The sequence below is a fragment of the Streptomyces vietnamensis genome (assembly GCF_000830005.1).
In the GTDB taxonomy this organism is placed as follows: domain Bacteria; phylum Actinomycetota; class Actinomycetes; order Streptomycetales; family Streptomycetaceae; genus Streptomyces; species Streptomyces vietnamensis.
On record NZ_CP010407.1, the window covers coordinates 5505231 to 5529859 of the forward strand.

Sequence of the window (24629 nt, forward strand, 5' to 3'; positions counted from 1 at the left end):
TTCCGCTTCTACGTCACCTGCCCAGGTACTTCGGCTTCTCCTTGGCGATGAAGGCGCGGACCGCGATCGTGTGGTCCTCCGATGCGCCCGCCAGGTTCTGGAGTTCCTCCTCCTTGCCGAGGGCCTCGGTGAGGGAGTGGTCGGCGCCGTAGGCGAGGGACTCCTTCAGGGCCGCGTACGCCACGGTCGGGCCCTCCGCGAGCTTCCGGGCCACCTTCTCCGCCTCGGCGGCCAGGTCGGCGGCCGGGACCAGGCGGTTCACGATGCCGAGCTCGTACGCCTCCTGCGCGGAGATCGAGCGCGGGAAGAGCAGCAGGTCGGAGGCCCGGCTCGCGCCGACAAGGCGCGGCAGCGTCCACGACACGCCCGAGTCGGCGGTGAGCGCCACGCCCGCGAAGGAGGTGTTGAAGGAGGCCGTGTCCGCGACCACCCGGTAGTCCGCCGCGAGCGCGAAGCCGAAGCCGGCCCCGGCGGCGACGCCGTTCACCGCCGCGACGACCGGCTTCCGCATGCCGGTGAGCGCCCGCACGATCGGGTTGTAGTGGTCACGGACCGTGTTCATGGTCTCGCTCGTGCCGGACTCCTGGTCCGCCATGAGCAGCCCCACGTGCTCCTTCAGGTCCTGGCCCACGCAGAACGCCCGGTCGCCGGCCGCCGTGAGCAGCACCGCCCGTACGGCGGGATCGGCCGCGGCGGTCTCCGCGGCGTCCCGGAGGGCGACTTTCGCCGCCACGTTCATCGCGTTCATGGCCTCGGGCCGGTTGAGCGTGATGGTGGCGAGCCCGTCGCTCACCTCGTACAGCACCGTGTCGGCCATCGGGATCCCTTCGCCTCATTGCGTGGTTGACCAGCCCAGCATGGCGGAGATCACCCGTGCCGCCCATGTGAGCTGCGTCAAAGATTCGAGGGACATTCGAGGGACATGGAGGGAGTCCGTCCGACGTCGAGCGGCGGAGTATCGCAGGTCGACCGCCGAAATGTGGGGTTTTGCGGGAGCGCGTTGCGCAAGCGATGCCGATCGATGTTGGTCATCGGGTCCTGCCATGCGGGATAATGACCTGGAAGCAATGTGTTCGAAGCCGGTGACGCGTGCTCCACACCATGGAGCTGCCCGGCTGACGATGAGCTGGTTTCAGGAAGGGGAACAAGCATGGCGGCCATGAAGCCGCGGACGGGTGACGGCCCGCTCGAGGTGACCAAGGAGGGGCGGGGCATCGTCATGCGCGTTCCGCTCGAAGGCGGCGGTCGGCTTGTCGTCGAGCTGACCCCGCAGGAGGCCGAGGAGCTGGGCGAGGCCCTCAAGAAGGTCGTCGGCTGACCCTCTCTCCACGATTCCCCACGCTGCCCCGGTACGGTCCGCCGTCCCGGGGCAGCGGTGTCTCCGGGGCCGGTACGGCGGTACGGCCGTGCGCCCGGGGCCGGGCGGCCCTTCCGCCGGGCCGGGTGCGCCCGGGGCCGGGCGGCCCTTCCGGCGCGGTCAGCCGCGGCGTACGGCGCAGAGCAGCCCGTCGCCCACCGGCAGCAGCGAGGGGACGAGCTCCTGGCTCTCCCGCACCGTGCGCAGCAGCTCGCGGACCCGCTGGACCTCCGCCGGCTGGGCCCCCGAATCGACCGTGCGGCCCTCGGCGAAGACCCCCTCGAAGCAGACGAGACCCCCCGGTCGCAGCAGGCGCAACGATTCAGCGAGGTAGTCCAGGTACTCGAGCCGGTCGCCGTCGCAGAACACGAGGTCGTACCCGCCGTCCGCGAGCCGGGGCAGCACGTCCAGGGCACGGCCCGGGATGAAACGGGCCCGGTTGCCCGCGAAGCCCGCCGCCCGGAACGCCGTCTTCGCGAGCTGCTGCCGCTCCGGCTGGAGGTCCACCGTCGTCAGGACGCCGTCCGGCCGCATCCCGAGCAGCAGATAGATGCCCGACACGCCCGTGCCGGTGCCGATCTCCGCCACCGCCTTGGCGTCCGCCGTCGCGGCGAGCAGGCGCAGCGCCCCACCGGTGCCCGGGGACACCGAGGGCAGCCCTGCCTCCCGGGCCCGCTCCCGGGCCCAGCGCAGGGCTTCGTCCTCGGCGACGAAGGCGTCGGCGAACGACCAGCTCGTCTGCCGGTTGGCGGTAATGGCCCTCTCCTGTCCCCGTAGTTGACGCAACGGTGACTGTATCCGCTGTCAGTGGGAACCCGCAGATGGGACCGGGCGTTCACCAGGGGAAGGACGCGACAGGAGGCAGCCGGGCGAGCCGGTTCCAAATTCGCGTAAAGATTCTTATCCGGAGCTAACGGGCGAGGTGGCTATGGTAGGGGCTCCACTGGACACCACCAGAGCCGACAGGGGAGGTGCGGCTGCGCCTGTGGATCGGGGAGGAGTGCTTCGGCGTCTTCTCAGGTCGGCGGGTGAGCCGAAATCCGTGACCGACACCGCTGACCGTTTCCGCACCACCGACTCCGCTCCCACCACCGCGACCTTCGCATCGGATGCGGAATCGCAGGCGTGGACCCCTCCCACCTGGGAGGAGATCGTCAGCACGCACAGTGGCCGGGTCTACCGCCTCGCCTACCGCCTGACGGGCAACCAGCACGACGCCGAGGACCTGACCCAGGAGGTCTTCGTCCGCGTCTTCCGCTCGCTGTCGACGTACACCCCGGGCACCTTCGAGGGCTGGCTGCACCGCATCACCACCAACCTCTTCCTCGACATGGTCCGCCGCAAGCAGCGCATCCGTTTCGACGCGCTCGCCGACGACGCGGCCGAGCGGCTCCCGAGCCGCGAGCCCTCCCCGCAGCAGGCGTTCAACGACACGCACTTCGACGCCGACGTGCAGCAGGCCCTCGACACCCTCGCGCCCGAGTTCCGCGCGGCGGTCGTCCTCTGCGACATCGAGGGGCTCTCGTACGAGGAGATCGCCGCGACCCTCGGCGTGAAGCTCGGCACCGTCCGCAGCCGCATCCACCGCGGCCGCTCCCACCTGCGCAAGGCGCTCAAGCACCGCTCGCCCGAGGCCCGGGCGGAGCGTGCCCTCGCCTCCGTCGGATGGGAGGCAGGAACAGCGTGAGCGGCACACGTCCCACGTCGCCGACCCCCGCGGAGCACCACCTCGGGGACCGGCTGGCCGCGCTCGTCGACGGCGAACTCGGCCACGACGCCCGCGAGCGGGTCCTCGCCCACCTCGCGACCTGCGCCCGCTGCAAGGCCGAGGCCGACGCCCAGCGCACGCTGAAGAGCGTCTTCGCCTCGGCGGCTCCGCCACCGCCCTCCGAGGGCTTCCTCGCCCGGCTCCAGGGCCTGCCCGGGGGACCCGGCGAGCCGGGAGGGCCGCGCGGCCCCCTGGAAGAACTCCTCGGCGCGGGCGGAGTGAAGTCCGACGGCTTCGCCACCGCCGCCGTCGTCACCCCGCACCCCGACACCCCCGGGGCCGGCTTCCGCATCCACGAGGTCGGCTACCGCCGCTCCGGAACCCACGGGCGGGGCCGGCGCTTCGCCTTCGCGGCGGCCGGCGCCGTCTCGTTCGCGGCGATCGCCCTCGGCGGCACCCTGCCCCTCGAAACCTCGGTGAGCGCGAGCGCCCGCGGCGGCCAGGGCGCCGGCAGCGCCGTCACCCCGCTGCGGGCCACCACGGCCGGCGGCGGCACGGCCGCGAGTACGGGGACCGGTCGCGGCACGCGCTCCGGCGAGCGCTCGGGCGCCCAGTCCGTCGACGCCGCCGAGCCGCTCGCCGCGGTGACCCCGGCCACCGTCCCGCAGGGGCCCGTCGCGGCCACGGGCCAGGGCACGGTCCCGTCGGGCGCCGTCCCGCCGGACGCGGTGCGCTCCGCCGCCGCTCCGTTCGTGGCCGTACGCCTCCGGAACCAGGCCCCGCAGTCGCTGCTCGCGCTCTCGCCGTTCATCCGGCCGACGGGTCCGGCCCTCCAGCTGGCCTTCGCCCCCGGGCCCAGCCCGATGGCGAGCCCGACGACCGGACCGCTCGGCTCCCACCGCTGACCCGCGACCTGGTTGAATCCAGGGGGACAGGGGCGCCCGACCCAGGGGGCGCGGACGGGTCAGCGGTTGCGGGGAGAGCATGAACAACGGGAAGCCGAACTGGTGGAGCCGGCCTTCGAGCACACCGGAGGCGGCGCGCATACCCACGCCGCCTCCGGCCGACGAGGGCGGTGACTTCCCCCTGCCCGCACCCCGGCCGACCCCGGGGCAGGAGCCGGCACCGACGGCAGCCGCCGGGGCCGCGGAGCCCGAGGCGCCCGCGCCGGCCGTAGGACTGACGAAGCCGACTCCCGAGCCGGCTCCCGCGGAGGCGGCGGCCGCGCCGCAGGCGGCGGTGCCCGGGCAGGCGGCCGAGCCCCCGGTGGCCGTCGAGCTGACGAAGTCCGCGCCCGCACCGGTGGCTGATCCGGCGACCGCGCCGGAGCCCGTGGCCGAGCCGGCCCGGACGGCTCCCGCTGCCGCGGCCGACCCGCAGACGGTCCCCGCCCAAGCAGCCGCCGAGGCCCCGGTGGCCCCCGCGCCGGAGACCGCCACCGAGCCCGTCCCTGCACCTCCGGCGGAGCCGGCCCGGCAGCCGCTGCACGCCCCCGACGAGTACCGCACGCCGCCCTACGGCGAGCCGGGCCCGTGGGCGCCCGCGCCGCCCGTGCAGCGCCCGCCCGCCCCCGTACCGCCGCAGGCACACCACCAGCCCCAGCCGCAGCCGCAGGCGCACGCCCACCCGCAGCCGCAGTCGCAGCCGCAGGGCGGGGCCGCGCCCTGGGTGCAGTACGACCCCTGGGGCGCCCCCGGGACCGGCGGCGCGCCGCAGCCCGCCAAGAAGTCCCGGAAGGGGCTCGCGATCGCGGGCGCGCTCGTCTTCGCCCTGGTCACCGGCGTCATCGGCGGCGGGATCGGCGCGTACGTCGAGCGGAACGGCGGGCTCACCACCGTCGAGCTGCCGCAGGCCGAGGCCGGGGACACCGGCCGCGCCCCCGACAGCGTCGCCGGGATCGCCGCCAGCGCCCTGCCCGGCGTGGTCACCCTCCACGTCCGGGGCAACGGCTCCTCCGGCACCGGCACCGGATTCGTCCTGGACACCAAGGGCCACATCCTCACCAACAACCACGTCGTCGACGGGGCCGCGTCCTCCGAGGACATCTCGGTGACCTTCTCCAGCGGCGAGACGGCCCGCGCCAAGCTCATCGGCAAGGACACCGGCTACGACCTGGCCGTCGTCCAGGTCACCGGCGTCTCCGGCCTCAAGCCGCTCCCGCTCGGCAACTCCGACAACGTCCGCGTCGGCGACCCCGTCGTCGCCATCGGCGCCCCCTTCGACCTCTCCAACACGGTCACCTCCGGCATCATCAGCGCCAAGGAGCGCCCGATCACCGCCGGCGGCGAGAAGGGCGACGGCAGCGACATCAGCTACGTCGACGCCCTCCAGACCGACGCCCCCATCAACCCCGGCAACTCCGGCGGCCCGCTGCTCGACTCCAAGGCCGCGGTCATCGGCATCAACAGCGCGATCCGCGCCGCGGGCGGCGGCTCCGGCGAGGGCGAGGGCGGCGGCGCGAGCCAGCCCGGCTCCATCGGCCTCGGCTTCGCCATACCGATCAACCAGGGCAAGCGCGTCGCCGAGGAGCTCATCAACACCGGCAAGGCCACCCACCCCGTCATCGGTGTGAGCCTCGACATGCAGTACCAGGGCGACGGCGCCCGCGTCGGCGAGAAGGGCAAGGACGGCACGGCCTCCGTCACCGCCGGCGGCCCGGCCGCCAAGGCGGGACTCCGGCCCGGGGACGTCATCACCAGGGTCGACGGCCAGCGCGTGCACAACGGCGAGGAGCTCATCGTGAAGATCCGCGCCCACCGCCCCGGCGACAAGCTGGAGCTCACCCTGACCCGGAACGGCAAAGAGCTGACAAAGACGTTGACGCTCGGATCCTCGCAGGGCACCTGAGCGCCATGTGGCGGACCCCCGGAGGTACCCGTCCGACAGTTTCGGCGGGTACCGTGGACCGGGCCCTGGACCGGCGTGAAGGAGCTACTAGGTGTTCAGCGACATAGGCGCACTCGAGCTGGTGACGCTCGTGGTCCTCGCCGTGCTCGTCTTCGGGCCGGACAAGCTCCCGAAGGTGATCCAGGACGTCTCGCGCTTCATCCGCAAGGTCCGCGAGTTCTCCGACAGCGCGAAGCAGGACATCCGCAGCGAGCTGGGCCCGGAGTTCAAGGACTTCGAGTTCGAGGACCTCAACCCCAAGACGTTCCTCCGCAAGCAGCTGGAGAGCAACGAGGACCTCAAGGAGCTCAAGGAGCTGCGCGGCACGTTCGACCTCAAGAAGGAGATGAACGAGGTCGCCGACGCCGTCCACGGCCGGGAGACCACGCCCGCGCCCACGGCCGCCCCGGCGGCCGTCAACGGCTCCCCTGACCTCCTCAAGAAGCAGGACAAGTCGGACACCGACGAGCGTCCTCCGTACGACTCCGACGCCACCTGACGACGGCCTGTCACCGACCCGCTCCTCCCCGGTGGCTATCCTCCCTCTGTTGACGGAACGAGGAGGCGGCCGGAATGAAGACGACGAGTCGGGTGGAAGCCGATGGCTTTCTGCGCGCACCCTTCGCCTGGTACGGGCTCGACGAGGCGTTCACCGGCCCGCGCCGGCTGATGCAGATCGGCACGGCGGCGGACGGTACCGTCCAGCACGGCTCGGTGGGCCACGGTGACGAGCCGTCGATAAAGTCCGAGGCGGGCGGCGCGGAGAAGGAGCGCTTCGCGGTCGTCGTGACGGTCGCGGCGAACCCCGTGCGCCGCACCGGAGACGGCACCGGCGTCCTGGACGCCACCACGGTCTCCTCGGCCGCCTGGCTGGCAGGCTCGGGCCTGCTCGCCCACACCTGGCCCGCCTCGCTCGACCACGCGCTGCGCGACAACTGGCTGGACCAGCAGACCGAGACGGCCTTCGAACTCGCCGACGACCTCGACGGTCCTGAGTGGTCCACGCTGTCGCTGCCGGTGGACGGGGTGCCGGTGCCGTTCCACTACCGGGAGTCCGAGTTCGGGTGGGTCCTCGCCGGGTCCGCCGGGGACGTGCACATCGGGGCGTACGGGCGGGGGATGAGCGCGTACGGGCTCGGGTTCTCGCGGGTGAAGGACCTCGGCGCGTACGCCTGACGACATCGCGTACGCCTGACGACATGACGAAGGGCGCCCCCGACGGAGGCGCCCTTCGTCATGCAGTATCAGAACTTGTTGCGCGGCGTGATGCCCAGGCTCATGCCCGACAGGCCGCGCTGGCGGCCGCCCAGCTTGCCGGCGATCGCGCGGAGGGCCGCGCCCGCCGGGGAGTCCGGGTCGGACAGGACGACCGGCTTGCCGTCGTCGCCGCCCTCGCGGAGCCGTACGTCGATCGGGATCGAGCCGAGGACCGGGACCGTCGCGCCCGTGGTCTGCGTCAGGCCGTCCGCGACCTTCTGGCCGCCGCCCGTGCCGAACACGTCGACCATCTCGTCGCAGTGCGGACACGGCAGGCCCGCCATGTTCTCGACGACGCCGACGATCTTCTGGTGGGTTTGGACGGCGATCGAGCCGGCCCGCTCGGCGACCTCGGCCGCCGCCTGCTGCGGCGTGGTGACGACGAGGATCTCCGCGTTCGGCACGAGCTGCGCGACCGAGATCGCGATGTCGCCGGTGCCCGGGGGCAGGTCGAGCAGGAGGACGTCCAGGTCGCCCCAGTACACGTCCGCGAGGAACTGCTGGAGTGCGCGGTGCAGCATCGGGCCGCGCCACACCACCGGGGCGTTGCCCGGGGTGAACATGCCGATGGAGATGACCTTCACGCCGTTCGCCGACGGCGGCATGATCATGTTCTCGACCTGGGTCGGACGGCCGTCCGCGCCCAGCATCCGCGGCACGCTGTGGCCGTAGATGTCGGCGTCGACGACACCGACCTTCAGACCGTCGGCGGCCATCGCCGCGGCCAGGTTCACGGTCACGGAGGACTTGCCGACGCCGCCCTTGCCGGACGCCACCGCGTACACCCGGGTCAGCGAGCCCGGCTTCGCGAAGGGGACCTCGCGCTCGGCGCTCGTGCCGCGCAGCGCCGCCGCCAGCTCCTTGCGCTGCTCGTCGCTCATCACGTCCAGCGAGACGTCGACGCCGGTGACGCCCTCGACCCGGGAGACGGCCTCGGTCACGCGCTGCGTGATGGTCTCGCGCATCGGGCAGCCGGAGACCGTCAGATAGACCGTGACGGCGACCTTCCCGTCCGGTCCGATCTCCACCGACTTGACCATGCCGAGCTCAGTGATCGGCTTGTTGATCTCAGGGTCGTTCACCGTCGCCAGTGCTTCGAGCACCGCGTCTTCCGTAGCCATACCGACGATGGTACGGCGCGGACCATGGGCCCATGAAAGGGCTGTCAACGGTCGGGTACGTCACTTCCCCGGTCCTCGCCCGACGGGAATAGATCCCGGCGCTCCTCCAGCTCCTTGATCAGGTCCTGGAGCTCCGAGCGGATCCAGTCGCGGGTCGCGACCTCGCCGAGGCCCATCCGCAGCGCCGCGATCTCCCGGGTGAGGTACTCGGTGTCCGCGATCGACCGCTCGTTCTGCTTCCGGTCCTGTTCGAGGTTGACCCGGTCCCGGTCGTCCTGCCGGTTCTGGGCGAGCAGGATCAGCGGAGCCGCGTACGAGGCCTGCAGGGACAGTGCGAGCGTCAGGAAGATGAAGGGGTACTCGTCGAACCTCAGCGACGCCGGCGCGAAGACGTTCCACCCGATCCAGACGACGACCGTCAGGGTCATCCAGACCAGGAAGCGGCCCGTCCCCAGGAAGCGGGCGATCCGTTCCGAGAGCCGCCCGAAGGCCTCGGGGTCGTACTCCGGAAGGAGCCGGGCCCGCCGCTCGCGCGGCAGGTCGAGCCGGATGCGGGGCACGGACCGCTCCCGCTCGCGCTCCCGGTCCTGTGTGCGCTCAGCGGCCATGCCCGGCCCCCTCCTCGTGGAACTCGGTCTCCCGCCAGTCGTCCGGCAGCAGGTGGTCGAGCACGTCGTCGACGGTGACCGCGCCGAGCAGCGAGCCGCTCTCGTCGACCACGGGCGCGGCGACCATGTTGTACGCGGCCAGGTAGCTGGTCACGGCAGGCAGCGGGGTGTCCGGGGCGAGCGGCGCCAGGTCGCTGTCCAGGAGCGCGCTGACGAGCGTGAACGGCGGGTCACGAAGCAGCCGCTGGAAGTGCACCGTCCCCAGGTACTTGCCGGTCGGCGTCTCGTCCGGCGGCCGGCACACGTACACCTGCGCGGCGAGCGCCGGCGACAGGTCCTGCTGACGGACCCGGGCCAGCGCGTCCGCGACGGTGGCGTCCGGGCGCAGCACGATCGGCTCGGTCGTCATCAGACCGCCCGCCGTGCGCTCCTCGTACGCCAGGAGCCGGCGCACATCGGCCGCGTCGTCCGGCTGCATCAGCGTCAGCAGCCGCTCCTGGTCCTCCTCGGGCAGCTCGGACAGCAGGTCGGCGGCGTCGTCCGGGTCCATCGCCTCCAGGACGTCGGCGGCGCGCTCCTCCTTCAGCTTGCCGAGGATCTCGACCTGATCGTCCTCCGGCAGCTCCTCCAGGACGTCGGCGAGCCGGTCGTCGTCGAGGGCGGCGGCGACCTCGGCGCGCCGCTTGGGGGAGAGGTGGTGCAGGGCGTTGGCGAGGTCGGCGGGACGCAGCTTCTCGAAGGTGGCGAGGAGGTTCTCGGCGCCCTGCCCGTGCTCCTCCAGGGAGAAGCCGGTGACGGCGGACCACTCGACGGTCAGCGTCTCGCCCTTGCGGCTCAGCACCCCGCCCTTCCCCTTGCGGACGAAGACCTTGTCGATCTCCCAGTCGCGGCGGGCGGGCAGCTGCTGGATGGCGATGTCGAGGACGGTGACCTCCTCGCCCGACTCGACCAGCGTGACGCGCCGGTCGAGGAGCTCGCCGAGGACGAGCCGCTCGGTGGGGCGCTGCTCGAAGCGCCGCATGTTGACGACGCCGGTGGTGATGACCTGGCCGGAGGCGACGCCGGTGATCCGGGTCATGGGGACGAAGACCCGGCGGCGGCTCAGCACCTCCACGACCATGCCGAGCAGCCGGGGCGGCCTGCGGCCGACGCGGAGCATGGCCACGAGGTCGCTGACGCGGCCGACCTGGTCGCCGACGGGGTCGAAGACGGGGACTCCGGCGAGATGGGAGACGAAGATCCGGGGGGCGCCTGCCGCCATGCCACGCGCCTCCTCTGTGCCGCACGATTCGAGTCGTCGATGCGAGTGGTCGATGGGTCGATGGGTCGATGCGAGCTGTCGATGCGAGTCGTCGGTGTGGGTCGTCGATCCGGTTGCAGAGCTTTGCCGGGGATTGCAGAGCTTTGCCGGATTCAGGCTAGCCCGTGCCGTTCCGCCCCGCCCCGGCAGCGCCTCCGTACGGCTGCCTGCGGGGCCAGTCACCTGTCCCGGGTACGCTGCGGTCTGCCGTTCCCCCCATTCGGCCCCGGCACCGGACCCGGCCCTTCCGCCCGGCCGGAACGCGGCCGCACCGGCGATCCCGCACCCGCATTCCCGTACGGGCCGAGGCCCGACGCTTCCCCCCACGACACGAGAGGCAGCGCAGATGACCGTTCGTACCCCGTCATCGCGTATCCGCAGGGCCGTCACGCCCCTGGCGCTCTGCGCCGGACTGACGGTGGCACTCACGGCCTGCGCCGCCGACCCGGACGAGGGGACGAACGGGGTGGGGAGACTCTCCGCACCCGAGATCGAGCAGAAGGCGCAGACGGCGGCGGACGCGGCGAAGGCGGTGCGCCTCTCCGGCACCCTCGTCAGCAAGGGCGGCACCTTCAAGCTGAACATGCGCCTCAAGCAGGACGGCGCCAGCGGCTCGGTGACGACGAAGAACAGCACCTTCGAGCTGCTGCGGGTCGGCGACGCGCTCTATCTGAAGGCCGACGCGGGCTTCTGGGCCCACGACGAGAAAGAGGGCCACACGCCGTCGGAGGCGGGCTCCGAGGCCGCCGACACGCTCGACGACAAGTACGTGAAGGTCCCGCAGGGCGACCCCTCGTACAAGCAGCTGCGCGGCTTCACCGACATGGGGCCGCTCCTCGACGGCCTCATCGGCCTGCACGGCGAGAAGGTCAAGGGAGACCGGGACCGGATCGGCGGGGTCCGCACGGTCAAGGTCAAGGGCGGCGCCGACGGCGAGGGCGGCACGCTCGACGTGTCCCTGGACGGCGAGCCCTACCCCGTGCAGTTCGCGCGGGGCGGGGGAGCGGGCGTCGTGGTGCTCTCCGAGTGGAACAAGGACTTCCCGCTCGCCGCGCCGTCGAAGGAGGAGACCCTCGACTACGGCAAGCAGCTGCCCCGTACGTGAGGCCTCAGCGCTTCTTCTTGCGGAACAGCAGCTTCGGCAGGCCCGCCGGGATCGGCCGGCGGGTGTTCGCCGCCGTCGGCAGCGGTACGGCGGCCAGGGAGCCGTCCGGGAGATCCGTGGTCGAGGACCTCGGGTCGAGCCGTACGACCCGGCACTCGCGCGCCCAGCGCTCCGGCACGGCCTCGCCGTCGGGGGCGTTGAGCCGCTTGCCCTTCAGCTCGGCGACCGCCGCGTCCCACTCCTCCGTACCGGGGGAGAGCTCGCGGACGGCGGCGGTCCAGGCGACGAGCCGGCCGCCCTTGTCCTTGCTGCGGACGGTCACCTCGGCCGTACCGCCGTCGACCAGGCCCGGCAGCGGCTGCTCGCCGGGGCCGTCGCCGACGAGGTGCGCGGCGCCGTCGTGCCAGACGTGCCAGAGCGCACGGGCGGGCCCGGTGCCGCGCACCCATACGAGGCCGGACTTCTTGGTGGCCTCCTCGACGAGGGCGGGCCCGAGCGACTGATCGGTCATGGCCGAAGCCTATCTACAGCCAGCCGTTGCGCTTGAGGGTGCGGTGGATGGTGAAGCAGATGACGGCGATGGCGCCGAGCACCATCGGGTAGCCGTACTTCCACTCCAGCTCGGGCATGTACTTGAAGTTCATGCCGTACACGCCGCAGACCGCCGTCGGGACGGCGACGATCGCCGCCCACGAGGTGATCTTGCGCATGTCCTCGTTCTGCGCGACGGTCGCCTGCGCCAGGTTGGCCTGGAGGATCGAGTTGAGGAGCTCGTCGAAGCCGACGACCTGCTCCTGGACGCGGGCGAGGTGGTCGGCGACGTCCCGGAAGTACTTCTGGATGTCGGGGTCGACGAGCCGCATCGGCCGCTCGGACAGCAGCTGCATCGGGCGGAGCAGCGGCGTGACGGCCCGCTTGAACTCCAGTACCTCGCGCTTGAGCTGGTAGATCCGTCCGGTGTCCGTGCCGCGCGTGGAGCCCTTCGCGGCCGGCGAGAAGACGTCGATCTCCAGCTGGTCGATGTCCAGCTCGACGGCGTCGGCGACCGCGATGTAGCCGTCGACGACGTGGTCGGCGATGGCGTGCAGGACGGCCGAGGGGCCCTTGGCGAGGAGCTCCGGCTCGCCCTGGAGGCGGTGGCGGAGGTTGCGCAGGGAGCCCTGGCCGCCGTGCCGGACGGTGATGACGAAGTCGGGGCCGGTGAAGCACATGACCTCGCCGGTCTCGACGACCTCGCTGGTCGCGGTGAGTTCGGCGTGCTCGACGTAGTGGATCGTCTTGAAGACGGTGAAGAGGGTGTCGTCGTACCGCTCCAGCTTGGGCCGCTGGTGGGCGTGGACGGCGTCCTCGACGGCGAGCGGGTGCAGCCCGAACTCGGCGGCGATACCGGCGAATTCGGCCTCGGTCGGCTCGTGCAGGCCGATCCAGGCGAAGCCGCCGCTCTCCCGCACCTGGCGCATCGCGCCGCGCGGCGTGAGGCACTCGCGGTCGTCGATCCGGCGCCCGTCGCGGTAGACGGCGCAGTCGACCACGGCGCTGGACGCCGAGTGGTCGCGGGTGGGGTCGTACGAGGTGTACGTGGTGGGGGTCTTGCGCAGGCTGTGCCGCAGGCTCGGGCGGACGGCGGCGGTGAGGTCACGGATCATCGACATGGGCGTGCTCCTTCACGGATCGGCCGTCGGCGAGCGTGGCGCAGCCCGGAATGGGGACGGAGACGTGCGTCGTCCACAAAGCGGGCGGCACCGAGGGGTCGCGGTGACGGCGGTCGCTACAGACAGGGAAAGGCGAAAAATGCTCTTCCGTCGTGCGAGATGCCGGAGGAGGCGGGTCCGTGCCGGACCCGGACGTCACCGGTGGGAGCGCACCAGGCTGGGGTGCGGAGCGGCGGAAGAGCGGCTGGTACTGCCCGATCGACTTCGGTCCATCGCAGTCCCACCTCCTCCGGCCGGTCCCCTGTGGGGGATGACGTGTGACGAGCAGTCGGGAATCCCGACCAGTGGCCAACACTATCAGCCGACAGAGGGTCAATCCCTTCCTTTGCCCGTTCCATACGCGATCTATGCTCCCCGCATGGGAGAAGTTCTTGCACTGGTCGAGGCCCGGCTGCGGTCGGCGCTCGGCGAACCGGACGCGCGGGCCGCGGTGACCTTCCTCGGCACGGACCGGATCGAGGTGCTGCGCTTCGTCGACGGCGACCTCGTGCGGTACGCGACCCTCGGGATGTCCGCGCAGCCGATGGCCGATCCGACCTCCGCGCTCGCCGACCCGGTGAAGGGCCCGCGCGCGGAGCTCGTCCTGACGGTACGGGGCGGACTCGCCGACACCGACAAGGTGCTGCGCCCGCTCGCGGTCCTCGCCGCCACCCCGCAGGTCGAGGGCGTGGTCGTGGCCCCGGGCGCCTCGCTCGACGTCGGCGACCCGCTCTGGCCCGGCGCCCCCTTCAGCTCGGTGCTCGTCGCCGAGTCGGGCGGCCTGGTGGAGGACCTGGAACTGGACGAGCCGATGGACCCGGTCCGCTTCCTGCCGCTCCTCCCGATGACCTCGAACGAGGCCGCGTGGAAGCGGGTGCACGGGGCGAAGGCCCTGGAGGAGCGCTGGCTGGCAGGGGGGACGGACCTGCGCGATCCCCTGCGCAGGTCCGTGAACCTGGACTGAGGCCCTTCGGCCCTCAGTTCGCGAAGACGCCGACGCCGTCCTCCGTGGCGTGCCGCGGGGCGAGCTCCTCGGCTTCGTGCGTGAGGGCGGTGCGGCGGGTCCGGACGATCACGGCGCCGATGACGGCGGCCACGCCGGCCACCACGAAGGGCACGTGGACGTCGCTCCACTCCTCGATCTTCGGGGCGAGGTACGGGGCGGCCGCCGCGGCGAACCAGCGGACGAAGTTGTAGCCCGCGCTCGCGACCGGGCGCGGGGCGTCCGAGACGCCGAGGGCCAGCTCGGTGAAGACGGTGTTGTTGACGCCGATGAACGCGCCCGACAGGACCGTGCAGACGATCGCCGTGGTGTGGCTCCCGTAGCCGAGCACCACCACGTCCGCCGCGAGCAGCACCAGCGAGCCGCCGAGCACCGTGAGCGAGCCGAACCGCCGCTGCAGGCGGGGTGCGACGAGCACCGAGAAGACGGCGAGCAGCACGCCCCAGGCGAAGAACACCGCGCCGGACTTGTACGGCGTCATGTTCAGCACGAACGGGGTGAAGGCGAGCACGGTGAAGAAGGCGTAGTTGTAGAAGAACGCGGCCGCCGCGGCCGAGGCGAGGCCGCCGTGGCCCAGCGCCCGGATTGGGTCGAGCAGCGAGACCTTGCGGGCCGGCTTCGGCTGCTCCTTGAGGAAGACCGTGATGCAGAGGAAGCCGATCGCCATCAGCGCGGCCGTGCCGAAGAAGGGGTAGCGCCAGCTGGCGTTGCCGAGGGCGGCGCCGAGCAGCGGCCCGCAGGCCATGCCGAGGCCGAGCGCCGACTCGTACAGCAGGATCGCCGCCGCGCTGCCGCCGGCCGCCGCGCCGACGATGACGGCGAGCGAGGTCGAGACGAAGAGCGCGTTGCCCAGGCCCCAGCCGGCCCGGAAGCCGACGAGCTGTCCGACCGTGTCGGAGGTGCCGGCGAGCGCGGCGAAGACGACGACGAGCGCGAGCCCGGCGAGCAGGGTCCTGCGGCCCCCGATGCGGCTGGAGACGAAGCCGGTCACCAGCATCGCGACGGCGGTGATCAGGAAGTACGAGGTGAAGAGCAGGGACACCTGGCTGGGGGTCGCGTGCAGGCCCTGGGCGATCGACGGCAGGATCGGGTCGACGAGGCCGATGCCCATGAAGGCCACGACCGAGGCGCCCGCGGTGGCCCAGACGGCCGGGGGTTGGCGCAGGATGCCGCCGCCGGGTTCGTCCTCCATGTACTACTCCTTCGCGTCGAGATGGTTGCGATATACACAGAATAAGTTAGGCGGACTAATGAATGCAAGATACATCTAATATGTGAGGGGTGCCCCGGGTGAACGGTCCGGGCCGGACGGGTGATCGTGTGCGGTCGTCCTTGACGCGGGGCGGAAGAGCTAGGACCGTTGAGCCCTATGAGGGGCGAACCCAGTTGTCCGAAGTGCGGTGGCCGGGTCAGGGCGCCCGGTCTCTTCGCCGACTCCTGGCAGTGTGATGTGCACGGCTCGGTGCACCCGCTCCAGCCCGTGATCCCACCCAGCGTCGAGGGCCTCGGGGTCGTGGTGCACAGGTCCCACGTCCCGGTGTGGATGCCGTGGCCCCTGCCCGTCGGCTGGCTCTTCACCGGCGTCGCGTACGCCGGGGACGACCGCAGCGGCGGACGCGCGACGGCCGTCGCCTGTTCGGGCCCCGGCCCGCTCGGCGGGATCGGCGAGCTGCTCCTGGTCGCCGAGGAACTCGGCGTCGGCCTCGGTGCGCGGTACGCCGGCATCGACGGGCTCGACCCCGGCTCCGGCATGGCCATCGACAAGCCACCCCAGGCGAAGGTGCTCGCCGCCGGGCGGCCCACGCCGCTCTGGCACGTCACCGGCGCCCCGCAGGACCGCGCGGTCTTCGCGGGCGAGGCGCGCGGCCTGTGGCTGTGGGCCATCGTCTGGCCCGAGCAGTCCGGCCTCCTGATGTACGACGAGCTGGTCCTCACGGACCTGCGCGACGCGGGCGCCGAGGTCGACCTGCTGCCCTGCGGCGCGCTCACCCCGAGACTGCTCGGCTAGCGACGCGCCGGGTGGGGCTTCCCGGGTCGGGCGGGGTGGGCCGGGCGGCTGCGGGCCGGGCGGGGCTTCCGGGTCGGGCGGGGTGTGTCGGGCGGCTGCGGGCAGGGCGGGCTTTTCGGGTCGGCCGAGGGTCTCGTCGGGCGGTCGTGCCGCCGCGCGGGGCTTCCGGGGGGGTCGGGTGGGCCGGGTGGGGTTCTTCGGGTGCGCCCGAGGGTCTCGTCGGGGCGTGCGGTCGGTGACGTTCCGTACGGACGTGTTCGATTCGCCCGTTATGCTGGAGCGTCCCTTCGTCCGCCCCGAGCCCCTGGAGTACCGCGTCGTGCGCATCGATCTGCACACCCACTCCACGGCCTCCGACGGTACGGACTCCCCGGCCGAGCTCGTCAGGAACGCGGCCGCGGCCGGTCTCGACGTCGTCGCGCTCACGGACCACGACACCACCCGCGGGCACGCCGAGGCGATCGCGGCCCTCCCCGAGGGGCTGACCCTCGTCACCGGCGCCGAACTGTCCTGCCGGATGGACGGCATCGGGCTGCACATGCTCGCCTACCTCTTCGACCCGGCGGAGCCCGCGCTCCTCGCCGAGCGCGAACTCGTCCGCGACGACCGGGTGCCGCGCGCCCGCGGCATGGTCGGCAAGCTGCAGGAGCTCGGCGTCCCCGTCACGTGGGAGCAGGTCGCCCGGATCGCCGGCGACGGCTCCGTCGGCCGCCCGCACGTCGCCGAGGCGCTCGTCGAGCTCGGGGTCGTACCGGACGTGTCCGGAGCGTTCACGCCCGAGTGGCTCGCCGACGGCGGCCGGGCGTACGTCGAGAAGCACGAGCTGGACCCGGTCGACGCGATCCGCCTCGTCAAGGCGGCCGGCGGCGTCACCGTCTTCGCGCACCCGCTCGCCGTCAAGCGCGGCCAGGTGCTGCCGGAGGCCTCGGTGGCCCGGCTCGCCGAGGCCGGACTCGACGGCATCGAGGTCGACCACATGGACCACGACGAGGCGACGCGGGCCCGGCTGCGCGGACTCGCGAAGGAGCTCGGTCTGCTGACCACGGGCTCCAGCGACTACCACGGCAGCCGCAAGACCTGCCGCCTCGGCGAGTACACCACCGATCCCGAGATCTACGGCGAGATCACCCGCCGCGCCTCGGGCGCCTTCCCGGTGCCGGGCGCCGGCGGAGCGCGCTAGCCCCGTCAGGGCCCCTTTCCGCCGCTCCCTCGTGACGGCGGCCGGTCGTCGTGCCCGCCGCCTCCGGAGTGGTGTGCGCCCACCCCCGACTCCGTCTCGCGCCGCCCGTACGGCTCCGTGCCGTGCGCGGCCGGCGTCCTCCCTGCCCTGCCACCGGAATCCTGCATTCCGCCCCCGTAGGGACACACCCCACCGTTCCACCTCTCCCGCAAGGCACCCCACCGTGTTCGACGTCGCCGTCTTCGGCTCGCTGTTCCTCACCCTCTTCGTGATCATGGATCCCCCCGGGATCACCCCGATCTTCCTCGCCCTCACCGCCGGCCGCCCGGCCAAGGTGCAGCGCCGGATGGCCTGGCAGGCCGTCGCCGTCGCCTTCGGCGTCATCACCGTCTTCGGCATCCTGGGCCAGCAGATCCTGGACTACCTGCACGTCTCCGTCCCCGCGCTGATGATCGCGGGCGGTCTCCTGCTGCTGCTCATCGCGCTCGACCTGCTCACCGGCAAGACCGACGAGCCCAAGCAGACCAAGGACGTCAACGTCGCCCTCGTCCCGCTCGGCATGCCGCTGCTCGCCGGTCCCGGTGCGATCGTCTCCGTCATCCTCGCCGTGCAGAACGCCGACGGCGTGGCCTCGCAGGTCTCCGTCTGGACCGCCATCGCCGCCATGCACGTCGTGCTCTGGCTGGCCATGCGGTACTCGCTGCTGATCATCCGCGTCATCAAGGACGGCGGCGTCGTCCTGGTGACCCGGCTCGCCGGCATGATGCTCTCCGCCATCGCGGTGCAGCAGATCATCAACGGCGTCACCCAGGTCATCCACAACGCCTGAGGCCCTTCAGAACCCACTGCGCCCCCGTACGGATTCCGCTGCTGCGAAGTCCGTGCGGGGGCGCGGTGCGTGGTGTGGACCCGGCCTGTTACGAGGCCGAGGTCTCGGCGGGGCGGATCCAGATGCGCTGGCCGATCGCGGCGGCCTGCTGCACGATCCGATTGACGGAGGCGGCGTCCACGACGGTCCGGTCGACGGGCGTGCCGTCGATGTCGTCGAGTCGCAGGATTTCGAAGCGCACAGGCTTCTCCCTTCGTCTGAGTTGATCCTCCGTGCGGAGAACTGGGTTACGTACGGGTCCAACGACGTGCATCCCGCAAACATTCCTTACGCTAAGGAAAATTTTTGGATGGCTAACTACCAGCGGGTAGAGGGTGTGGCGGCCGGGTCCCGAGCGGCGGACAATGAGCCCCGTATGAACGACGCAGACAGCACCGACGCAGACAGCACCGACACGCACACCACCGCCCAGGTGAACGAGACCGAGACCGACGCCCGCCTGCACGCCTTGGACGCCCTGGGCGCCCGCCTGGAGCGCACCAATGAGCTCCTGCAGCGGATGCTGGCCGAGGTGGCCAAGACCCCCTCCACCCATGCCATCTTCGTCGACGCAGGTTACGTTCATGCTGCGGCCGGGTTGCTGGTGGCGGGCACCGAGGACCGGCGCTCCTTCGACCTCGACGCCGAGGGCCTGATCGAGGCCTTCATCGACAAGGCCCGCACGATCTTCGCCGACAGCAGACTCCTTCGCGTCTACTGGTACGACGGGGCCCGCCGCCGGATCCACACCCCCGAGCAGCAGGCCATCGCCGAACTCCCCGACGTCAAGGTCCGCCTCGGCAATCTCAACGCCAACAACCAGCAGAAGGGCGTCGACTCCCTCATCCGCACGGACCTGGAGTCCCTCGCCCGCCACCGCGCCATCAGCGACGCCGCCCTCGTCGGCGGCGACGAGGACCTCGTCTCGGCCGTCGAGGCCGCCCAGGGCTACGGGGCCCGCGTCCACCTCTGGGGCATCGAGGCCGCCGAGGGACGCAACCAGGCCGAGGCGCTGCTCTGGGAGGTCGACAGCCAGCGCACCTTCGAGCTCGACTTCTGCCGCCCGTACGTCACGCGCCGCCCCGTCACCACGTACGAGAACGAGGGCGAGCCGCCGCCCTCCCGCGAGGAGGTGCGCTTCGTCGGCGCCCAGATCGCCGCGACCTGGCTCGCCGAGCGCGGCCGGGACCGGCTCGCCGAACTCCTGCCGGGCGCGCCCTATCTGCCGGGGCCGGTCGACCAGGACCTGCTCGTCGAGGCGGAGCGCCTGCTCAGCCGCTCACTGCGCGGCCACGCCGCGCTGCGGCGCGCGCTGCGCGACGGGTTCTGGCAGCACCTCAAGGCGCAGTACTGACCTTCGTGTTCGTCCGCTCCCAGAAGCCGGTGAGGTGGTCCGCCAGCTCCTGGGCGTGCGACACGTTCGGGGAGTGCCCGGCGCCCGCCACCACCGTGTGGTGCGCGCCGGTACGGGCGGCGGCCGCCGCCAGGGCCGCCGGCGCCCAGACCATCTCGTCCGAGCCGTACGCGAAGTGCAGCGGCGTCCGCAGCGCGGCCAGCTCCTCCGTACCGTCCTGACGGTCGAGCAGCAGCCGTCCGGCGCCCGCGAGTTGGGCGATCCGGGTACGCATCCAGCGCCGCTGCAGGAAGCCCGTGAGCTCCGGCGTGTCACCCGTCGCCGGCTCCTCGCCCCGGCTGTCCAGCCAGCACATCGCCTGCCACACCCGCTCCTTCGGCAGCACCGCGTTCGCGGCGCGCAGCACCCGCACCCGGATCCGCTGCGGCCGGGCGACCCGGCCGGGGCCCGAGGAGAGCAGGGTGAGCGAGCGGAAGGCGTCCGGCGCGAGGACGGCCGCCGCGCGCGCCACCAGGCCCCCGAACGAGTGGCCGACCAGATGCACGGGGCCGTCCCCGAGGGCCGCGGCCTGCGCCACCGCGTCGAGCGCGAGCGCCTTGCGGCGGTAGGCGGCCCGGCCCCGGGGGCCCGGCGTCTCGTTCTGGCCGCGCCCGTCCACGGCCACCGCCCGGTATCCGGCCTCGCTCAGCGGCCCGAGCAGTTCGATGAAGTCCTCCTTGCTGCCGGTGTACCCCGGCAGCAGCAGCACCGTGCCCCGCCACTCGCCCGCGGGCTCCGCGTCGAGCACGGCGAACCGCCCGCGCGCGGTCTCCAGCCGGTGGGCACGGGCGCGGGGCGGCAGGACGAGGGAACGCGGCTTGCTCATATCTGGACTGTAACGGCGCGCGGGGGAGACGGCCGAGCGGCCCGGTCCCTGGGGAGGGACCGGGCCGCTCGGGCGCTGCGGGTGGCGGTCAGCTCTCGGGCTGCGCCGCCGCCTTCTTGGTGGTGCGGCGGCGCGGCGCGGCCTTCTTCGGGGCCTCCTCCGTCGCCGGTGCCTCGACCTCGGCGGCCGCGGCCTTCTTGGTCGTACGGCGGCGGGCCGGGGCCTTCGGCTCGGTCTTCGGCTCGGAGGCGTCGGGCGCCTCCGCCGCGACCGCCTTCTTGGCGACCGTCTTCTTGGCCGCGCGGCGACGGGGAGCCTTGGGGGCCTCCTCGGCAGCCGGTGCCTCGACGGCAGCCGGTGCCTCGACGGTCTCGGCGACCGGCTCGGCCACGGCCTTCTTGGTCGTACGGCGGCGAGGCGCGGCCTTCTTCGGCGCCTCCTCCACGACCGGCTCGGCGACCGGGGCGGCGGCCGGAGCGGCCACGATGATGACCTCGCCGGTGGACTCGGCGGTCACCGGCGAACCGGCGGGCCGACGGGCCGTACGGCGGCGGCGCGGCGCGGGCTCCTCCGCGACCGGCTCGACGACCGGCTCGGCGACCGGGGCCTCGACCACCGGCGCCTCGGCGGTCACCGGCGAACCGGCGGGCCGACGGGCGGTACGGCGACGACGCGGCGCGGGGACCTCGGCGACCGGGGCCTCGGCGACGGGCTCGACCACCGGGGCGGCGACGGGCTCGACGACCGGCTCGGCCACCGGGGCGGCGGCCACGGCCTCGACGACGGGCTCGGCGACCGGCTCGGCCACGGCCTTCTTGACCGTGCGGCGGCGCGGGGCCTTCTTCGGCTCCTCCGCCTTCGGCTCCTCGACGACGACCGGAGCCGCCTCGACGACCGGCGCCTCGACGGCCCGCTGGGCCATCAGGGCCACCGCGGCGCTCTCGGGCGTCTGGAACGACACGGTCTCCTCGACCGGACGCACCACCCGGGCACGGCGGCGGCGCGGGGCCGGAGCCGGGGCCGCGGGGGCCCGGTCGACCGGAGCGGCGGCCGGCACGGCCTCGGGCCGTGCGGCGGCACGGGTACGGCGACGGGGGGCCTTCGGCTCCTCGACGACCGGCGCCGTGGCGGCGGGCGCCTCGACGACCGGCTCCTCGAAGACGGGCGCCTTCACGGTGCGCGCCCTGGTGGCGGCCGCGGCCTCGACGACCGGCGCCGTGGTGGCGGCCGGGGCCTCGAAGGCAGGCGTCTTCACGGCCTGCGCCGTGACGGTGGCCGGAGCCTCGGCGACCGGCGCCTTCGCGCGGGCCGGGGCCTCGGCGACCGGAGCCGTCGTGGTCGCCTGGGCCGCGATCGGTGCGCTCACGCGGGTGCGGCGGCGACGGCGCGGGGTGCGCGGGCCGGACTCGACGGGGGTCTCGTCCGCCGGGGTCTCGACGGCCGGGGCCGCCGACGCCGGGGCGTCACCGAGCTCGCTGCCGCTGCGGGTGCGGCGACGCTGGCGCGGGGTCCGCGTACGGGCCGGGCGCTCCTCGGTCTTCTCCGCGGCCTTCGGGCCACGGCCACGGCGGCCGCCGGGCTCGCCCAGGTCCTCCAGCTCCTCCGCGCCCAGACCCGCGCGGGTCCGCTCGGCGCGGGGCAGGATGCCCTTGGTGCCCGCCGGGATGTCCAGCTCCTCGTAGAGGTGCGGGGACGAGGAGTACGTCTCGACCGGCTCGTGGAAGTCGAGGCCGAGCGCCTTGTTGATGAGCTGCCAGCGCGGGATGTCGTCCCAGTCGACCAGCGTCACCGCCGTACCCTTCGCACCCGCGCGGCCGGTGCGGCCCACGCGGTGGAGGAAGGTCTTCTCGTCCTCCGGCGACTGGTAGTTGATGACGTGCGTGACGCCCTCGACGTCGATGCCGCGCGCGGCGACGTCGGTGCAGACCAGCACGTCGACCTTGCCGTTGCGGAAGGCGCGCAGCGCCTGCTCGCGGGCGCCCTGGCCGAGGTCGCCGTGGACGGCGCCGGAGGCGAAGCCGCGGCGCTCCAGCTGCTCGGCGATGTCGGCCGCCGTGCGCTTGGTGCGGCAGAAGATCATCGCGAGCCCGCGGCCCCTGGCCTGCAGGATGCGGGAGACCATCTCCGGCTTGTCCATGTTGTGCGCGCGGTAGACGTGCTGCTTGATGTTGGCGACGGTCGCGCCCTCACCGTCGGGCGAGGTGGCCCGGATGTGGGTGGGCTGCGACATGTAGCGGCGGGCCAGGCCGATGACCGCGCCCGGCATGGTGGCCGAGAACAGCATGGTCTGGCGCTTCGCCGGAAGCATGTTCATGATCTTCTCGACGTCGGGCAGGAAGCCCAGGTCGAGCATCTCGTCGGCCTCGTCGAGGACGAGGACCTTCACGTGCGAGAGGTCGAGCTTGCGCTGGCCGGCCAGGTCGAGGAGACGGCCGGGGGTGCCGACGACGACGTCGACGCCCTTCTGGAGCGCCTCGACCTGCGGCTCGTACGCCCGGCCGCCGTAGATCGCGAGCACGCGGACGTTGCGCACCTTGCCGGCGGTCAGGAGGTCGTTGGTGACCTGCTGGCACAGCTCGCGGGTGGGGACGACGACGAGCGCCTGCGGGGCGTCGGTCAGCTCCTCGGGCTTGGCCCGGCCGGCCTCGACGTCCGTCGGGACGGTGACGCGCTCCAGGATGGGGAGGCCGAAACCGAGGGTCTTGCCCGTACCGGTCTTGGCCTGGCCGATGACGTCGGTGCCGGTGAGGGCGACCGGAAGGGTCATCTCCTGGATGGGGAAGGGGGTGACGATGCCGACGGCCTCAAGTGCCTCGGCCGTCTCAGGGAGGATTCCGAGTTCTCGGAAAGTCGTAGTCAGGGTGCTGCCTCTTCTGTGAGACGCGGCGCGAGGCGAACGAAGGGGGTCTCACCGTGCCGGGATCTTCCGGGGGATCAGGGGAGATCGCCGCCGGGTGGCACGGGACCACTGCCGTCGCTCGAGCGTCGTACCGCTGAGGGTGACCCTTCCGCGGGTCCGCCGGAAGGGCTGTCGGGCCGGAGCCGATCGGGCCACCGACCGGGCATCCTCATTCATGAGTCGGCCCACCGAATACGTCCGAACGTGCGAAAGCATGTCCGCATACTCAGCAGGCGCCTTACCACTGTACCCCGGATTCGCGCATGTGTGTTGGGAGAAATCGTGATGAGGGCACGGTCACACTGACTGACCAGGGCCTTCCCGGGCCCCGCGAGCGGGCTATTGTGCGCTGCATGGAGACGCCTGACAACGCCACACCCACCGGGATCGCCGCCAAGGACTGGGCGGAGGCTTCCGCCGAGCCGCAGTACCGCGCCGCCGTGATCGACCTCCTCGGCGCCCTCGCCTACGGCGAGCTCGCGGCCTTCGAGCGGCTCGCCGAGGACGCCAAGCTGGCGCCGACCCTCGCGGACAAGGCGGAGCTGGCGAAGATGGCCTCGGCCGAGTTCGCCCACTTCGAGCGGCTGCGGGACCGCCTCGCGGCCGTCGACGCCGAGCCGACCTCGGCCATGGAGCCCTTCGCGAAGGCGCTCGACGACTTCCACCGCCAGACCGCCCCGTCGGACTGGCTGGAGGGCCTCGTCAAGGCGTACGTGGGCGACTCGATCGCCAGCGACTTCTACCGGGAGGTCGCGGCCCGGCTCGACTCCGACACGCGCGCACTCGTCCTCGCGGTGCTCGACGACACCGGCCACGGCAACTTCGCGGTGGAGAAGGTCCGCGCGGCGATCGAGGCCGACCCGCGCGTCGGCGGCCGGCTCGCGCTCTGGGCGCGCCGCCTGATGGGCGAGGCGCTCTCCCAGGCCCAGCGCGTGGTCGCCGAGCGCGACGCGCTGTCGACGATGCTCGTCGGCGGCGTGGCGGACGGCTTCGACCTCGCGGAGGTCGGCCGGATGTTCTCCCGGATCACCGAGGCGCACACCAAGCGCATGGCCGCGCTGGGGCTCGCGGCCTGAGGTCCTTCGGACGGGTGCGCCGGTCAGACCACGGCTGATCGGCGCAGTCGGCGCGAGGCCGGGCGGATCAGCAGCGAGAGCAGCACCGCCGCCACAGCCACGGCGCCGATCAGGGTGGCGAGGAAGTGGCCGGGGCCGAGCGCCCCGTGGGTGACGAGCGCACCGAACACCCCGCCGAGCGCTCCGGTGGCGAGGACTCTTCCCCGGGCGGGGAGGCGGTCGGCCAGCCGCTGGACGGCGGCCCAGGCCAGGGCGAAACCGAGCAGCGCGGAACCGAGGGCTTCCAGGAACACGGCGGATCACCTCGCGAGGGGTGCGGGGCAGGTGGTGCGGTCAAGGGCGT

At 72.7% G+C, this 24629-nt stretch carries 25 protein-coding genes; 13 read left to right on the top strand and 12 right to left on the bottom strand.

Translation table 11 applies throughout. The annotated features are described in order from the left end of the window. Nucleotides 1-13 precede the first annotated feature (13 nt). Nucleotides 14-817, bottom strand: coding sequence for a 2-cyclohexenylcarbonyl CoA isomerase (gene chcB / locus SVTN_RS24895; protein WP_041131095.1), 804 nt, complete (start codon nucleotides 815-817; stop codon nucleotides 14-16). A gap of 333 nt (nucleotides 818-1150) precedes the next feature. Between chcB and SVTN_RS42360 the strand changes: the two genes are divergently transcribed. Then, on the top strand, nucleotides 1151-1318 hold the full coding sequence (locus SVTN_RS42360; protein ID WP_086831452.1) for a DUF3117 domain-containing protein: 168 nt from the start codon (nucleotides 1151-1153) through the stop codon (nucleotides 1316-1318). Between the two features lie 159 nt (nucleotides 1319-1477). Here SVTN_RS42360 and SVTN_RS24900 read toward each other — a convergent pair whose 3' ends face one another. Continuing rightward, on the bottom strand, nucleotides 1478-2143 hold the full coding sequence (locus SVTN_RS24900) for an O-methyltransferase (RefSeq protein WP_078908485.1): 666 nt from the start codon (nucleotides 2141-2143) through the stop codon (nucleotides 1478-1480). A gap of 142 nt (nucleotides 2144-2285) precedes the next feature. Here SVTN_RS24900 and sigE point away from each other — a divergent pair, with 142 nt between their 5' ends. The 5 genes from sigE to SVTN_RS24925 all read left to right on the top strand — a co-directional run bounded on the left by sigE (nucleotide 2286) and on the right by SVTN_RS24925 (nucleotide 7127). Further along, a complete protein-coding gene (gene sigE / locus SVTN_RS24905; RefSeq protein WP_078908486.1) occupies nucleotides 2286-3044 on the top strand; it encodes an RNA polymerase sigma factor SigE in 759 nt (252 codons plus the stop codon). Beyond that, nucleotides 3041-3970, top strand: coding sequence for an anti-sigma factor family protein (locus SVTN_RS24910; RefSeq protein WP_041131098.1), 930 nt, complete (start codon nucleotides 3041-3043; stop codon nucleotides 3968-3970). Before sigE ends, SVTN_RS24910 begins: the two co-directional genes overlap by 4 nt. A 79-nt stretch (nucleotides 3971-4049) precedes the next feature. After that, nucleotides 4050-5912, top strand: a complete 1863-nt coding sequence (locus tag SVTN_RS24915) for a S1C family serine protease (protein WP_041131099.1) — start codon at nucleotides 4050-4052, stop codon at nucleotides 5910-5912. A 91-nt stretch (nucleotides 5913-6003) separates the two neighbouring features. Continuing rightward, nucleotides 6004-6450: a sec-independent translocase gene (locus SVTN_RS24920; RefSeq protein ID WP_041131100.1), complete on the top strand. Its 447-nt coding sequence runs from the start codon at nucleotides 6004-6006 to the stop codon at nucleotides 6448-6450. Between the two features lie 74 nt (nucleotides 6451-6524). Next, a complete protein-coding gene (locus SVTN_RS24925) occupies nucleotides 6525-7127 on the top strand; it encodes a hypothetical protein (RefSeq protein ID WP_041131101.1) in 603 nt (200 codons plus the stop codon). Nucleotides 7128-7195: 68 nt separating this feature from the next. Here the strand turns inward: SVTN_RS24925 and SVTN_RS24930 are convergent, their stop codons facing one another. The 3 genes from SVTN_RS24930 to SVTN_RS24940 are packed head-to-tail and all read right to left on the bottom strand — an operon-like array spanning nucleotide 7196 to nucleotide 10198. Further along, complete coding sequence (locus SVTN_RS24930) at nucleotides 7196-8329, bottom strand: Mrp/NBP35 family ATP-binding protein (protein ID WP_041131102.1); 1134 nt, start codon at nucleotides 8327-8329, stop codon at nucleotides 7196-7198. A gap of 44 nt (nucleotides 8330-8373) precedes the next feature. Continuing rightward, entirely contained in the window at nucleotides 8374-8937 is a 564-nt protein-coding gene (locus SVTN_RS24935) for a DUF1003 domain-containing protein (RefSeq protein ID WP_041131103.1), read from the bottom strand. Further along, nucleotides 8927-10198: a magnesium transporter MgtE N-terminal domain-containing protein gene (locus SVTN_RS24940; protein ID WP_041131104.1), complete on the bottom strand. Its 1272-nt coding sequence runs from the start codon at nucleotides 10196-10198 to the stop codon at nucleotides 8927-8929. Before SVTN_RS24940 ends, SVTN_RS24935 begins: the two co-directional genes overlap by 11 nt. A 385-nt stretch (nucleotides 10199-10583) precedes the next feature. On the opposite strand from SVTN_RS24940, the gene SVTN_RS24945 reads away from it, so the two are divergent. After that, entirely contained in the window at nucleotides 10584-11342 is a 759-nt protein-coding gene (locus SVTN_RS24945) for a hypothetical protein (protein ID WP_041131105.1), read from the top strand. Nucleotides 11343-11346: 4 nt separating this feature from the next. Here SVTN_RS24945 and SVTN_RS24950 read toward each other — a convergent pair whose 3' ends face one another. Together SVTN_RS24950 and SVTN_RS24955 are read right to left on the bottom strand one after the other, a co-directional pair. Then, nucleotides 11347-11853 (bottom strand): hypothetical protein, encoded by a 507-nt coding sequence (locus tag SVTN_RS24950; protein WP_041131106.1) that lies wholly within the window; start codon nucleotides 11851-11853, stop codon nucleotides 11347-11349. Nucleotides 11854-11866: 13 nt separating this feature from the next. Next, nucleotides 11867-12994 carry a magnesium and cobalt transport protein CorA gene (locus SVTN_RS24955; protein WP_041131107.1) on the bottom strand — a complete coding sequence of 376 codons (1128 nt, stop codon included), beginning with the start codon at nucleotides 12992-12994 and terminating at the stop codon, nucleotides 11867-11869. Between the two features lie 418 nt (nucleotides 12995-13412). On the opposite strand from SVTN_RS24955, the gene SVTN_RS24960 reads away from it, so the two are divergent. Further along, a complete protein-coding gene (locus SVTN_RS24960; protein ID WP_041131108.1) occupies nucleotides 13413-13997 on the top strand; it encodes a suppressor of fused domain protein in 585 nt (194 codons plus the stop codon). Nucleotides 13998-14010: 13 nt separating this feature from the next. Here SVTN_RS24960 and SVTN_RS24965 read toward each other — a convergent pair whose 3' ends face one another. Then, nucleotides 14011-15228 carry an MFS transporter gene (locus SVTN_RS24965; RefSeq protein WP_041131109.1) on the bottom strand — a complete coding sequence of 406 codons (1218 nt, stop codon included), beginning with the start codon at nucleotides 15226-15228 and terminating at the stop codon, nucleotides 14011-14013. Nucleotides 15229-15405: 177 nt separating this feature from the next. Here SVTN_RS24965 and SVTN_RS24970 point away from each other — a divergent pair, with 177 nt between their 5' ends. The 3 genes from SVTN_RS24970 to SVTN_RS24980 all read left to right on the top strand — a co-directional run bounded on the left by SVTN_RS24970 (nucleotide 15406) and on the right by SVTN_RS24980 (nucleotide 18053). Then, nucleotides 15406-16044: a DUF6758 family protein gene (locus SVTN_RS24970; protein WP_041131110.1), complete on the top strand. Its 639-nt coding sequence runs from the start codon at nucleotides 15406-15408 to the stop codon at nucleotides 16042-16044. Between the two features lie 319 nt (nucleotides 16045-16363). Further along, nucleotides 16364-17224, top strand: coding sequence for a PHP domain-containing protein (locus tag SVTN_RS24975; protein WP_041134228.1), 861 nt, complete (start codon nucleotides 16364-16366; stop codon nucleotides 17222-17224). A gap of 223 nt (nucleotides 17225-17447) precedes the next feature. Beyond that, nucleotides 17448-18053, top strand: a complete 606-nt coding sequence (locus SVTN_RS24980) for a MarC family protein (protein ID WP_041131111.1) — start codon at nucleotides 17448-17450, stop codon at nucleotides 18051-18053. 88 nt (nucleotides 18054-18141) lie between these two features. Here SVTN_RS24980 and SVTN_RS44850 read toward each other — a convergent pair whose 3' ends face one another. Beyond that, nucleotides 18142-18294 carry a hypothetical protein gene (locus tag SVTN_RS44850; protein ID WP_086823662.1) on the bottom strand — a complete coding sequence of 51 codons (153 nt, stop codon included), beginning with the start codon at nucleotides 18292-18294 and terminating at the stop codon, nucleotides 18142-18144. A gap of 318 nt (nucleotides 18295-18612) precedes the next feature. Between SVTN_RS44850 and SVTN_RS24985 the strand changes: the two genes are divergently transcribed. After that, nucleotides 18613-19446: an NYN domain-containing protein gene (locus SVTN_RS24985; RefSeq protein ID WP_245727945.1), complete on the top strand. Its 834-nt coding sequence runs from the start codon at nucleotides 18613-18615 to the stop codon at nucleotides 19444-19446. On the opposite strand, the gene SVTN_RS24990 is transcribed toward SVTN_RS24985, so the two are convergent. Next, nucleotides 19430-20311, bottom strand: a complete 882-nt coding sequence (locus SVTN_RS24990) for an alpha/beta fold hydrolase (protein WP_041131112.1) — start codon at nucleotides 20309-20311, stop codon at nucleotides 19430-19432. The genes SVTN_RS24985 and SVTN_RS24990 overlap by 17 nt on opposite strands. 88 nt (nucleotides 20312-20399) lie before the next feature. Next, entirely contained in the window at nucleotides 20400-23078 is a 2679-nt protein-coding gene (locus SVTN_RS24995) for a DEAD/DEAH box helicase (RefSeq protein WP_041131113.1), read from the bottom strand. Between the two features lie 485 nt (nucleotides 23079-23563). Between SVTN_RS24995 and SVTN_RS25000 the strand changes: the two genes are divergently transcribed. Further along, the gene (locus SVTN_RS25000; protein WP_041131114.1) at nucleotides 23564-24286 is read left to right on the top strand and encodes a ferritin-like fold-containing protein; all 723 of its coding nucleotides are present in this window, start codon (nucleotides 23564-23566) and stop codon (nucleotides 24284-24286) included. Between the two features lie 23 nt (nucleotides 24287-24309). Here the strand turns inward: SVTN_RS25000 and SVTN_RS25005 are convergent, their stop codons facing one another. After that, nucleotides 24310-24579, bottom strand: coding sequence for a hypothetical protein (locus SVTN_RS25005; RefSeq protein ID WP_041131115.1), 270 nt, complete (start codon nucleotides 24577-24579; stop codon nucleotides 24310-24312). Between the last annotated feature and the right edge of the window lie 50 nt (nucleotides 24580-24629).